This is a genomic window from Mesorhizobium sp. M7A.F.Ca.CA.001.10.2.1 (genome assembly GCF_003998575.1).
Classification (GTDB): domain Bacteria; phylum Pseudomonadota; class Alphaproteobacteria; order Rhizobiales; family Rhizobiaceae; genus Mesorhizobium.
The window spans coordinates 1-12685 of sequence record NZ_RZQY01000110.1 but is presented as its reverse complement, the minus strand read 5'-3'; the positions used below and the strand labels follow the sequence as shown (position 1 = coordinate 12685).

The 12685-nt window shown below is 58.0% G+C and carries 9 protein-coding genes; 8 read left to right on the top strand and 1 reads right to left on the bottom strand.

Going from position 1 to position 12685, the window contains the following annotated elements:
- Positions 1 to 192 precede the first annotated feature (192 nt).
- Both EN964_RS10165 and EN964_RS10160 read left to right on the top strand, forming a co-directional pair.
- The gene (locus tag EN964_RS10165) at positions 193 to 402 is read left to right on the top strand and encodes a DUF2945 domain-containing protein (protein WP_127270674.1); all 210 of its coding nucleotides are present in this window, start codon (positions 193 to 195) and stop codon (positions 400 to 402) included.
- 2 nt (positions 403 to 404) lie between these two features.
- Entirely contained in the window at positions 405 to 941 is a 537-nt protein-coding gene (locus tag EN964_RS10160; RefSeq protein WP_206517121.1) for a DUF488 family protein, read from the top strand.
- 141 nt (positions 942 to 1082) lie between these two features.
- Here EN964_RS10160 and EN964_RS10155 read toward each other — a convergent pair whose 3' ends face one another.
- A complete protein-coding gene (locus tag EN964_RS10155) occupies positions 1083 to 1862 on the bottom strand; it encodes a carbon-nitrogen hydrolase family protein (protein ID WP_127270679.1) in 780 nt (259 codons plus the stop codon).
- 380 nt (positions 1863 to 2242) lie between these two features.
- Here EN964_RS10155 and EN964_RS10150 point away from each other — a divergent pair, with 380 nt between their 5' ends.
- From EN964_RS10150 to EN964_RS10125, 6 genes are all read left to right on the top strand, one after another.
- Positions 2243 to 3085 (top strand): alpha/beta fold hydrolase, encoded by an 843-nt coding sequence (locus EN964_RS10150; protein WP_127270695.1) that lies wholly within the window; start codon positions 2243 to 2245, stop codon positions 3083 to 3085.
- Positions 3086 to 3317: 232 nt separating this feature from the next.
- Positions 3318 to 4352 (top strand): DUF4331 family protein, encoded by a 1035-nt coding sequence (locus tag EN964_RS10145; RefSeq protein ID WP_127270681.1) that lies wholly within the window; start codon positions 3318 to 3320, stop codon positions 4350 to 4352.
- Positions 4353 to 4431: 79 nt separating this feature from the next.
- Positions 4432 to 5022, top strand: coding sequence for a HupE/UreJ family protein (locus tag EN964_RS10140; RefSeq protein ID WP_127270684.1), 591 nt, complete (start codon positions 4432 to 4434; stop codon positions 5020 to 5022).
- A 547-nt stretch (positions 5023 to 5569) separates the two neighbouring features.
- A complete protein-coding gene (locus EN964_RS10135; protein ID WP_127270687.1) occupies positions 5570 to 6211 on the top strand; it encodes a response regulator transcription factor in 642 nt (213 codons plus the stop codon).
- Between the two features lies 1 nt (position 6212).
- Entirely contained in the window at positions 6213 to 6590 is a 378-nt protein-coding gene (locus tag EN964_RS10130) for a response regulator transcription factor (protein ID WP_127270690.1), read from the top strand.
- 239 nt (positions 6591 to 6829) lie between these two features.
- A complete protein-coding gene (locus EN964_RS10125) occupies positions 6830 to 12373 on the top strand; it encodes an ATP-binding sensor histidine kinase (RefSeq protein WP_127273142.1) in 5544 nt (1847 codons plus the stop codon).
- Positions 12374 to 12685: the final 312 nt, after the last annotated feature.

Sequence of the window (12685 nt, the reverse complement as noted above, 5' to 3'; positions counted from 1 at the left end):
ACGCTGCTCGTCGACTGCGTGAAGCATTCCGCATCGGCCGCGAGTTCGGGGTGCTTGGCATCACTTTCTCGAAGTCAAGATGGAAGTCGTGGGCCGACCGAGCCGAGTTGAATCCAAAGGCCGACCCATTCACCTGAAAAGACCGAGCCCGAGTTCTTCACTGACAAGATCTTTATGATGAAAAGGTGAACCATGCCGAAATATCACATTGGCGATCACGTCACTTGGAACTCGGAAGCGGGATCTGCGAGCGGCAGTATCATACGAATCCATGAAGAGGATTTCGTTTTCAAGGGATACACCCATCACGCCTCCAACGAAGAGCCGCAATATGAAATAAGGAGTGACAGAACGGATCATATCGCAGCCCATATAGAGAGGGCGCTCTCCAGAAAGCTGTGATCATGCAGTTCTATTCAATTGGCCATTCTACACGCTCTTTTCGCCAGTTTGCGGCGATTCTCGAACGCGCCTCTATAGACCTGATTGCCGACGTGAGAGCGTTTCCCCGGTCGCGCCGTAATCCCGAGTACAACATAGACATATTGCCGATCACTCTGGGCGCGTCCAGTATTTCTTATGAGTATTTTGCTGACTTGGGTGGCCGCCGACAGTGGCAAGTCGACGTGCCTGATTGCTGCAATGCGCTTTGGCGAAATCGCAGTTTTCACAACTACGCGGACTATGCACTATCAGACGCTTTTCAAGACTCTCTCGACGCGCTGATCTCACGAGGCAGCACAAACAAACTGGCGGTGATGTGTTCGGAGGCCGTCTGGTGGCGTTGTCATCGACGAATAATCGCGGACCATCTTATTTCACGCGGCCACGCCGTTTGTCACCTGATGGGCCTGGGGCAAATGAGCCGGGCGACGCTCACCGCAGGTGCGGTTGTTATAGAGCATGGACGTGTGGTTTATCCGCCCAGTGAGTCTGACTAGCGAAGCTGGCCCCATTTTACCGCCCTTAGGTCGACCTGACGGGGGCGCCGCCGATGCGTTGAGTGCGTCGAAGGATCTGAATCACGACCAGATCAAATGTATTCGCGAACATCCGTCGTGGGCGTTCTCTGGATGCTGTAGTCACTGGCGTGCCGGTTCCGTGACATAGCAGGGATAGTCTGCCTGCGCCCGCGAAGACCTTGCAGCGTCCAACTCGATAATGACGATTGGTCGGTCAGATGATGTCGTTGCAAGCAGCCGCCCGCCGGGAGCAAAGGCGAAGCCGCGACCGCCGAAGAGCGGCCCCTGATGTCCAAGCCGGCCGCTCCGGTTTGAACTGACCACGTAGCAGCCACTCACAAGCGCAGCCATCGCGCCGGCGATCTGCCAGGACCGGTAGTCTGGGCCAGTTGCGCGCGGCAGAGCAATTAGGCTGGCGCCGTTGCGTCCATATGCGCGAGCGTGTTCATTGAACATCGCCTCGGTGCATAAGAGCACACCCGCCATAACGCCGCCAACCTGCGTCGTCGTGAAGTCGCGCGCGGCGGTGGCATACCACTCGGTCTCGTGCCATCCGGGCTCCGCTGGAAAATACTGTTTTCGGTGTACTGCTCGGATCTGGCCATCCTCGATCACCACCGCCTCATTCGCAAGACGGTCTCCTTCCCAAATCGGGCGCGAGGTCAGTACCGTCGGCACCTCCAAAGCAGACAGCGCCGCTAAACCCTGATCGTGGAGCGCAATGCTAGCCGTCGCGATGCTCGCATTGAAACGGCTGCTTGAGGCAATCCAATTTCCAAATGGCAATTCGTTCGTGATGAGCAAGTCGGGCCGCTCGCTACGAACGCGTCTTGAGATATCGGTCCAAAGCGAACCGCGAGGTTGCAGGCCGTCTGGCCATTCGACAAAGCCGATACGCATTTACCCTCCGCCACAGCTTTCTCATCGTGGATCTTATGCGACGCCGACGACGGGAAATGAATGCAATCTCTCTCGCCTCGGGAGGCTTTTGACAGCACGTGATGGTCCATTCTAGCTGGCCAGCCAGCCGTTCGGATTGTGCTCATGTCTAGTCGAAAAAACCAATGGTACGATTCTCGCTCTGCCGTTTCCTGACTAGCCTCCAACCGTGAACTTAACCCTTGGAGGCGACGGACATGGACGTACAAGCACTTACTCCGGCATTCAGATTCAATCGCCGCGAGATGGTGGCCGGTATGGCGACCCTTGCGGCCACGCCACTGCTTCCCGTTCCAGCGTCCGCGCAGGACGCCAACCCTCTTTCTAAAGGAGAGCATCTAATGAGCAGCGGATACATCACGACAAGGGACGGCACGGAGATCTTCTACAAGGACTGGGGCCCCAAAAGTGCCCAACCTATCCATTTCCACCACGGCTGGCCGCTGTCTGCCGACGACTGGGACAACCAGATGCTATTCTTTCTGGCGAACGGATATCGAGTCGTCGCCCACGACCGCCGCGGCCATGGCCGTTCGACTCAGGTAGCCACCGGCAACGATATGGACCATTACGCCGCCGACGCCGCCGCCGTGGTCGAGCATCTTGACCTCCGGGATGTCATCCATATCGGCCACTCGACGGGTGGCGGCGAGGTTGCCCGCTATGTAGCCAGATATGGCGAGCCGCAGCGCCGCGTCGCCAAGGCCGTTTTGATCAGCTCGGTTCCGCCCCTGATGCTGAAGACCCCCTCCAATCCTGGGGGTACGCCGATCGAGGTGTTCGATGGCTTTCGCAAGGCGCTAGCGGCCAGCCGGTCGCAGTTCTATCTCGACGTCGCCTCCGGCCCGTTCTACGGCTACAATCGGCCTGGCGCCAAGGTCTCGCAGGGTGTAATCGAGAATTGGTGGCGCCAGGGTATGATGGGTGGCGCAATTGCACAGTACGAAGGCATTAAGGCCTTTTCCGAGACTGACCAAACGGACGACCTGAAGGCGATCACCGTGCCGACCCTGATCATGCAGGGAGAGGACGACCAAGTGGTTCCCTACAAGGATGCTTCGGTGCTCCAGCACGAGCTGATCAAAAACAGCACGCTGAAGCTTTACCCTGGCTATCCCCACGGCGCCTTTACCATCCATGCAGACGTGTTCAATCCGGAAATCCTGTCCTTTCTGAAAGGTTAGTAGTCGAGCACCCAATCTGGAGAAGACGTTCCGTACGCCTTCTCCAGGCCGCTGTCTTTGCCCATGCAGGCATTGGGGAACGCTCACACTTCTGGACAGGCCAAGACTGCCGGACGTGCGCCGACCAGCGCGACATGCTCAAAACATCGGCCGGGCCGGGCTTTTCGCGACCAACTGTTGAACCCTACGTCACTCGCCTGGCCCGGCCGGTAGAGCTTTTTTGGAGATCGTTATGTCCCACCATCTTGATTCCCCGATCGCACGCCAAGACATCCGCCTCGACATCACTGACCTCTATGTCTTTCGTGGGACGACAGGCACGGTATTCGCGATTAATGTCTGCCACTCGATTTTTGGCAAACTTCCGGTGCCTGGGTACCATCCGGAGGGAATGTACGAGTTCAAGATTGATCTCGACGGCGATGCGATCGAGGACATCACCTTTCGCGTAACATTCGATGCTGCGGACGCGGATGGCAATCAACGCTTTATGTTGCGTCGGATCGATGGGACGGATGCTAGCGATCCGAACTCGCCCGGGGTGGCGATCATCGATGGGTTCACCAACCGAGGCGCGACAACGGCCGATGGGCTTCGCTTCTGGGCGGGAAAGGCCGCCGACCCGTTTTGGATAGATCCTGACGTCCTTCACGCGGTAGGCCACGCATTCCAGGACGGCACAGTGATCAACCTTGTCGGATGGGATCCGGCAAAGGCCCGAAATCTCTTTGCCGGGCACACGGTATACTCGATCGTGCTCGAGGTTCCCGACGACGAACTGCTGATCGGGGCCATTAGCAAGCGCCTCGGCGTGTGGGCTGTTGCGACGTTAGCCACCGACGCGGGCGGTTGGCGCCCGATCAATCGCATCGGACTGCCGATGATCCACCCGCTGTTCACGCAATTCGACGAGGATCTGGGCAACAGGCTGAACGCCGGCCGGCCGGCCGACGATTTTGCAACTTACGGTCTCCGGACTGCCAACGCCATCGCGGCGGTCGTCGCCGCCAACGGTACCTCGGAGGACCCTGCAGGCTACGGTTCGACGGTCGCCCATCGTTTCTTCCCGAACATCTTACCCTACGAGGTGGGCACGCAGGCGACATTCGGATTTGGACAGTGGAACGGCCGTTCGCTGACGGACAATGCCGCCGACGTCATGTGCAGCATCGCGGCCAACGCGCCGATCCGCCTCGGCATCGGCAAGGAGTCTGTGACGTCGAAACCGTCAACGATCTTTCCTTATATGCCGCCGGTCGTTGCTTAAGGCTCCCAAACGAGAGTCAAGCATTGAGCTCCGATTCTTACATAGAATTTCAGACTGAGAGCCGAGAAAGGAATTCGACATGTTGAAACAACTGTTTGTCATAACCGTAACCTTGATGTTCAACGTCATGCCGGCGTTCGCACATCTTAACCCGGAGGAGCATGGCTCGCTTCTCGCAGGCTTCTCTCATCCTTTGTTTGGGCTCGACCACATTCTGGCGATGATCGCTGTGGGCTTGTGGGCTGCTCTGCTCGGTGGGCGGTCCACATGGCTCATCCCCTCAGCGTTTGTCGGAACCATGGTCGTCGGCTTCGTTGTGTCCATGCTCGGTGGTGACCTCCCATTCGCAGAGCCCGTCGTTGCAGCGTCAGTTCTCATTCTCGGTCTGCTGGCTTTCGCAGCACTTCAAGTTCCAACATCGGTGGGAATGGTATTGGTCGGCTTCTTCGCATTTTTCCATGGGTACGCACATGGCGGTGAACTTGGTGAAGCGGGAGCGTTTCCGTTCCTGGTAGGGTTTGTCATCGCGACTACTCTGCTTCATGCCCTCGGCGTGAGGATAGGTCTTGGGCTATCGCGGCCTGCGATTGGCGGAGTGCAACGTTGGGTCGCCCAAATGGCTGGCGGCCTCACGGCGCTCGCCGGTTTATGGATAGTCGCCGGCGGTTAGTAGGCTCGTGTTCTTCTAATGATCATAGGTGCGCTCGTAGCTTCGGCCGCAGGCTCCCCGCCACCCCCTTTGAGGTCAGCAGGCCACGCAGTGGTCGTTACGCCGCGCCGCGCCGATTAGTTCGTCGAAACATGTCGAAGATCGGCGGCCGTATCGTCCGCATGACAGTCGACATGGTTGATCATGCGACTCCATGTTCGGCAGTGCGACGATCGTGAACAACGCGGACTGCTGCGCATGCCGCACTCGGTCCAAATCCTGAACGTTTAGCGAGAGTCAAATGCGACGAACGCCTCACTATCGCGCGACAAGGCACGACTTGACAATTGCCGCAACTCCGAACGCGCTGAAAATCCTGTCTCGCGGCATAGAGACAACCGACCTGCGGTGATTTGATCATCATTCACCGCAATCGAGGGATAGCGGGGCACTCTGAAGAAGGCCCGCAATTATTGTTTTCTATTACATCTCATGCCTCCCATGTCTGCTAGTCTAGCGAAAGGGGCGGGCTTGCCGCTGGTTTATGGCAGGGAACGGAGAAATCGGCGTGGAAGGTTCCGACCAGGTCATCTTTCTCGTGGACGACGATGTCCATGTTCGGGAGTCGATCAGTGACTTCCTCGCATCGGCGGGCCTCCGGTGTGTCGCAGTGGGCTCGGTAAGCGAGTACCTCGAATACCGTCGGCCCGACTTACCAAGCTGTATCGTGCTTGACGTGGAGCTCCCCGGCGTAAGCGGGCTTGAGTTTCACGAACAGATCGCCAGCGGCGATCATCCGCCAGTTGTGTTTATTACGGGCCATGGGGATATCCCTTCGACGGTCAGGGCGATGAAACGGGGTGCCGTTGATTTCCTCACGAAGCCCTTCCAGGAGTCGGATCTGCTCATAGCTATCAAAGCTGGCATTGAGAGAGATCGGGAGCGCCGTTCGAAGCAGGACGAATTGGGCGTTCTCCGACGCCGCTTTGCTGAACTTACACCTCGAGAGCGGGAGGTATTTCCGCTCGTGGTCAGCGGGCTAATGAACAAACAGGCGGCGGCAGAGCTCGGAATACGCGAGGTGACGCTACAGGTTCACAGAGGCAAGGTCATGCAGAAGATGCGGGCTGCCTCACTTGCCGATCTGGTGCGGATTGCAGCCATGCTCGATATTCCGATAACTCATTCCCGCCATGCAGGAGCTTTGTGAAGTGAATTCTCGTCAGTGGGTCGTCGCGATCGTGGACGATGATCCGTATCTACTTGAGTCCCTGGGAGATCTCCTGGAATCAGCCGGGCATAAGGTGCGCTCCTATGACACTGCCTTATCTCTCCTCCAGGGTGATCGGCTGTCGGAAGTAGACTGCCTGATCACTGATGTCGGCATGCCGGTCATGGATGGAGTCGAACTGCAGCGGAGGGCAAATGCTCGACTTCCCAACCTTCCCGTCATCTTCATCACAGGCAGGCAGGAACTGGCCACTCAAAGGCGAGTGACCGAAGCTTCTGTTTCTAGAGTATTTCAGAAGCCATTTGATACCAGAGCATTGCTGGATGCAGTATCCGACGCTCTCTTGGCTCGTGATTGACGCGGATACAAATACACGATCGTCCTTTTGGCGGTTTGCAGGATGGGACTTGTAAAGGATTTACCGTCGGCCAACCGAGGCCGTAGTCCGGTGTTATTGCTCTCTGGTCGTTACGGGGGGACGATGCGACTGGGAAAGCAACTGCGACAGAGGAGCTGTTCAAGGACGGTGACAGCGCGAGTCTGGCTGATTACCGTTGGCATCGGCGACTTGACGCAACGAGACTCGGATAGAGGCCTATGACGAACACGCGCAGGCTCGTAGATCTCTCGAATGTTGACCTCAAGGTCCTCGCCGAAGACGAAGAGCGTTTGCTGATGAGGGTGAGGCGCCGAGACGGCAACGCTGAGAAGACCGCGCTCGTTGTCAGGCCAAAATTGGACCAGTCACGGTTGGGCCTCGCAGCGCGCCTCGTTAATGAACACAGCCTGAAACCATATATCGAGGGCACATGGGCCGCGCGCCCGATGGCGCTTCTGGGGGAAGGAAACGTTACCGAGCTTCTACTCGATGATCCCGGCGGCGAGCCGCTTTCGCGGCAGGTCGGGGCACCGATCCCGATCCGGCGGTTCTTGATATTGTCCATGGCAATGTCGGATGCGACGGGGCAGATGCATGAAGCTGGGCTAATCCACAAGGATATCAAACCCGACAATTTTCTCATAAGTGGCTCCGGCGATCGCGCTTGGCTGATTGGCTTTGGCATCGCTTCGCGGCTTCCACGCGAGCGTCAGACTCCGGTGCCCCCCGAGGTGATCGCCGGTACCTTCGCCTATATGGCTCCGGAACAGACCGGACGCATGAACCGGTCGATCGATGCTCGCAGCGATCTCTACGCTCTCGGCGTTACCCTCTATGAAATGATCACCGGCGCCCTGCCATTTGTCGCTGCTGACCCAATGGAGTGGATTCATTGTCATGTGGCCCGTCAACCTATCCCTCCTTCAGAAAGGTTGACCGGAATTCCGGAGCCTGTTTCAGCCATCGTCATGAAGCTCCTGGCAAAGGCTGCGGAGGACCGTTACAGGACGGCCGCTGGCCTGAAGGCGGATTTGCAGCGGTGTCTCGAGGAATGGGAGGCGCGCGGGGCCGTTCGGCCGTTTGATCTTGGCACGCGCGACACGCCAACTAAGCTAATCTTCCGGGAAAAGCTCTACGGGCGCGACGACGAGATCAGATCGTTGATCACTGCGTTCGATCGGGTCGTGGCGAATGGCTCTCCCCAACTCGTTCTTGTGTCCGGCTATTCGGGGATCGGCAAATCGTCGGTCGTCAACGAATTGCACAGGTCGCTTGCGTCTCGGCGCGGACTTTTCGCTGCTGGTAAGTTCGATCAATACAAACGCGGAATTCCATACGCGACGCTGGCGCAGGCATTGCAAGGCTTGGTTGCACAATTGTTGAGCAAACACGAGGCCGAGCTAGCGCTGTGGCGGAATGAGTTCGCCACAGCCCTCGGGCCGAACGGCCAATTAATAGTCAATCTCATTCCAGAATTGGAAACCATTATCGGCGAACAACCCAAGGTGCCTGATCTTTCCGGTCCTGAGGCGCAGAACCGGCTACGCCTTGTGGTCCGACAGTTCATCGGTGTGTTCGCACGCCCAGAACATCCCCTCGTATTGTTCCTCGACGATCTGCAATGGCTGGATTCGGCGACCCTGGACATCGTCGAGAACTTGGTGACCCAGTCCGAAACGGGAAGCCTTCTCCTCGTGGGCGCATACAGGGACAATGAAGTTGCTCCAGATCACCCCTTGTATAGACGCCTGCGCTCCATCCGAACGTCAGGAGCGCCGGTTCAAGATATTCAATTGAGCGGAATCCAGCCGCAGGACATTGTCCACATGATCGCAGATGCGCTCGACGATCATCCACAGAGAGTGGCTCCGCTTGCCGACAGCGTATTTGCGAAGGCTGGCGGCAACCCCTTTTTCACCACCCAGTTCGTAGCGAGCCTCGTTGACGAGAACCTGCTCGTATACGATCCGGATTCATCGGGCTGGAGTTGGGATATCGATCAGGTCAATGCGAGGCGTGTAAGTGACAGCATAGTCGATCTCATGGTCGAGCGCCTGCGTCGCCTTCCGGAAGCCTCACAGCAGGCGTTGAGGCAAATGGCTTGCATGGGCAACGCTGTGAAAGCCCTGACGTTCCAGCGGATTGTCGAAGCATCTGCCGAGAAGGCACACATGCTTCTCCATGACGCTCTCCTGGCCGGTCTGCTCCTCCAGGTCGACGATGGCTACGCGTTTGCGCATGATCGCATCCATGAAGCAGCCTATGCCACCCTTCCCGAACCCGAGAAGGCCGCCACCCATCAACTGATCGGATCGCGGCTGCTTGCGACGCTTGATGAAGCCGAGATCGATGCCGATGTCTTCAACATCGTGAGTCAGTTCAACCGCATCGAAATCGGAAGCATCGCACCTGCGGAGCGCGCGAAGGTCGCAAACCTGTATTTGCGTGCTGGGCGGAAAGCCAAGGCGTCCGCCGCCTATTCGGCGGCGTGCGGCTACCTGGCAAGGGGACGATCGCAGCTCGTCGATGTCGGCTGGACGACACATGCCGAACTTGCATTCGCGCTGGCAATTGAGCATGCCGAATGCACCTTCCTCAGCGGCGATCTCGCGCAGGCCGATCAGATGATCTCTGCCTTGCTGACCCAAGAAACTGCCAACGTGGAGAAGGCGGCGGTCTACCGGCTCAAGGTGGAGCTTTGCGTTGTCAAGTCGGACAACAGCGGTGCGGTCGAAAATGGAGTGGAGGGGCTGGGGCTTCTCGGCTTCGACTTGCCGATACGCCCTTCCTGGGCAGACGTCGAGCGTGAATACGACGAGATTTGGAGGAACCTCCAGGGCCGCCCGATAGAGAGCTTCGCCGATCTGCCACCCATGACAGATCCACAAGCACTCGCGGCGATGCGTCTCTTGGCGGAGATGCAGCCGCCGGCGTATTTCTCCAGCTTCAACATGACGATCCTGGTAATCTGCAGGATGATAAATCTTTCCCTGACCCGGGGGGCTGCGAGTACGTCGGCGCAGGGTCTTGTTCTGTTGGGCTACGTCATCGGCCCCGCCTTCGGCCGCTACGAGGACGGGTATCACATCGCCCGGCTAGCGAGTGACCTTGCCTCAGAGCGAAACGGACCAGTCGACAAAGCGCGCGTGAACCATTTGACGGGACTTGCCGCCGCATGGACGGAGCCGCTGCCCGTGGTCCTCGATTGGCTGCGTGCAGCATTCAGAGGCGGAGTCCAAGCCGGCGATCTCTATTACGCCTGCTTCGAGGCTGCCGTAATCGTCCTGCATGTATTTCTCAGCGGCCAGAAGCTTGAGGATGTCGACCACGAGTGTAAGCGTGCGCTCGATTTTGCCCGGGACACCGGCTTCCAGGCTGGAATGGATTTGGTGATAGCCACCGAGCGCGCGGTAGCTAGCCTGCGGGGCCGGACGCGAGGACTCTCCGAGTATAGCGACGAAACCTTCGACGCCGGCGCCTTCGAAGCCAATCTCGCACGCTCGCAGAACTCCGTCGTCATGTGGTGGTACTGGACCCGCAAAACCATGGTTCATTTCCTTGCCGGGGAGTACGAGGCTGCCTTGGCCGCCGCGGATAAGGTGCAATCGCATTTCTCGATCCGGAACATGCAGATCGAGCAGATGGACTGCTTCTACTACGCCGGGCTTTCGCTCGCTGCACTCATTGATGAAGCCCCCGTTGCCGAGCGTGGCGCAATGCACGCGAAATTGGCTTCGCGGCACGCGCAATTGCGGGCCTGGGCCGAGGAAACGGGATCTCCGACATTTGCCGACAAGCATCTCCTCGTCGCCGCGGAGATCGCGCGGGTAGACGGACAAGATCTGAAAGCCCAGCGCCTCTATGAAGAGAGCATCCGCTTGGCGAAGGAAAACGGCTTCCTGCACAATGAAGCCGTTTCCAATGAGATGGCCAGCCGGTTCTATGCACGACAGAACTTTGAAAGAATCTCCCTGATGTATCTACGGGAAGCCCGCCTCTGCTATCTCCGCTGGGGAGCTCACGCCAAAGTCACGCAGATGGAGGCCGCGTATCCGCAACTGCGAGAAGAGCAGCCAGTGGCGCTTTCGACCGGCACGACGTTCGCGCCGGTCGAACAACTCGAATTAGCCACGGTGATCAAGGTCGTTCAGACTGTTTCGGGAGAGATCGTCCTCGACAAGCTGGTCGATGCGCTGATGCGCATGGCGATCGAACATGCAGGGGCAGGGAGAGCGGTCCTTGTGCTGAGTCAAGTTGCGGGGACTCATATCGAAGCCGAAGCCGAGATGACTGGCCACGGCGTGGTGGTCAGGTTGCGGGAAAACCTGAACTCCACAAGTGCCGCGCTGCCGGATGCAATCGTCCAGCACGTCCTCGGCACGAAAGAAACGGTTATCTTGGAGAATGCACTGTTGACCAGTCCTTTCTCCACCGACCCATATATCCTCGACCGGCATGTGCGCTCGCTTCTGGCGCTGCCTTTGATCAATCAAGGAAAGCTGATCGGCCTGCTTTATCTGGAGAACAATCTTGCCGCCAACGTATTCACGCCCAGTCAGATAGCCATTCTGAAGCTGATTGCGTCCCACGCCGCCGTAGCCTTGGAGAATACACGCCTTTATCGCGACCTCGCTGAACGCGAGGCGAGAATCCGTCGCCTGGTGGATGCCAACATCATCGGCGTCTTCATGTGGAGGTTCGATGGCCTGATATTCGAGGCGAACGACTCGTTCCTTGACATGCTAGGTTTCGATCGCGACGATCTTGCTGCGGGACGAGTTTATTGGACTGATTTGTCTCCACCTGAGGGTTGGGAAAACGACGCCAGAATGGTCGCGGAAGTAAAGGCAACGGGGATAGCGCCACCCTGGGAGAAGGAGTTCTTCCATAAGGATGGAAGGCGGGTTCCCGTGCTTCTTGGCGCCGCCACATTTGGCGATCCCGAATCGGACGGTGGGGTCACCTTCATTCTGGATCTGACTGCGCGAAAGCAGGCGGAGGAGGCTGCTCGTGCAAGCGATCGCCGTTATCGCGACCTTCAATCCGAATTGGCCCACGCTAGTCGGGTCGCTACAGTAGGGCAACTCTCCGCCGCAATCTCCCATGAGCTGCGGCAGCCTCTAGTGGGTGTGGTCACTAGCGCTTCGGCAGGCCTGAATTGGCTATCGGCAGGACCACCCAACATTCCGGCAGTCCGGCGTGCACTCGAGCGGGCGATGAGCGAGGGGCACCGGGCAGCCGAAGTGCTCGATCGCACACGCGCCCTTGTCACCAAGATGCCACCCAGGAACGACCTGGTCGACGTCAATGCAATTGTCTCCGACACTGTCGCGCTGGTTCGAGAGCAACTCGTCCTGAACGAGGTGTCGCTTGAGCTGAGGCTAGACAAGACCCTCTCTCGCGTCTTGGCGGATCGCGTCCAGTTGCAGCAGGTCATCCTGAACTTGATGCTCAATGCCATAGACGCCATGGCAGGTGTCAACAGTCGGCCGCGTGAACTGAAGATAGTCTCCGGACGCGAATCCCCTCATGTTGTCTATGTCGCAGTTCAAGACACTGGACCTGGCGTTCCATCCGGCCTGGAGGAAAAGCTTTTCGACGCCTTCTATTCGACGAAACCGGATGGGATGGGAATGGGACTGGCAATTAGTAAGACAATTATCGAATCCCACGGTGGCTCGCTCGGCACGACGCGTAATGAGCCACAGGGGGCAATCTTCTCGTTTTCCCTGCCAATCGACGCTCCTGAGCCGCCGTCTTAGTGCTCTCGCAGGGAACCCCGATAATGCCCAGTGAAAGACGCCAGTCCTTACTCGAACTTTTGTTCTGTGTATGTCTATAATTCAGCTTCCACCATCTCAGCAACATCGGCATGTATTTGCCTTGGCATATCCATAGGGGACATCTCAGATGTTCCGGAACGTTGCACGACCCGTTCTGGCGATCTTCCCTTTGCTTATGGCGATCGTTCTCGTCTTGGTGAGTGGTGAGCCGTGGCTCCTGATCATGGGCGTCGTGTCGGTCTGTGCCTTTGATGCTTGGCGTATCGGCTTCATTGGGGCGATCTTCGTGAC

Bases quoted from the DNA above. Each gene is read 5' to 3' on its own strand.
- EN964_RS10155 (WP_127270679.1), bottom strand. From the start codon at position 1,862: ATGCGTATCGGCTTTGTCGAATGGCCAGACGGCCTGCAACCTCGCGGT.
- EN964_RS10145 (WP_127270681.1), top strand. From the start codon at position 3,318: ATGTCCCACCATCTTGATTCCCCGATCGCACGCCAAGACATCCGCCTC.
- EN964_RS10160 (WP_206517121.1), top strand. From the start codon at position 405: ATGCAGTTCTATTCAATTGGCCATTCTACACGCTCTTTTCGCCAGTTT.
- EN964_RS10125 (WP_127273142.1), top strand. From the start codon at position 6,830: ATGACGAACACGCGCAGGCTCGTAGATCTCTCGAATGTTGACCTCAAG.
- EN964_RS10150 (WP_127270695.1), top strand. From the start codon at position 2,243: ATGAGCAGCGGATACATCACGACAAGGGACGGCACGGAGATCTTCTAC.
- EN964_RS10140 (WP_127270684.1), top strand. From the start codon at position 4,432: ATGTTGAAACAACTGTTTGTCATAACCGTAACCTTGATGTTCAACGTC.
- EN964_RS10165 (WP_127270674.1), top strand. From the start codon at position 193: ATGCCGAAATATCACATTGGCGATCACGTCACTTGGAACTCGGAAGCG.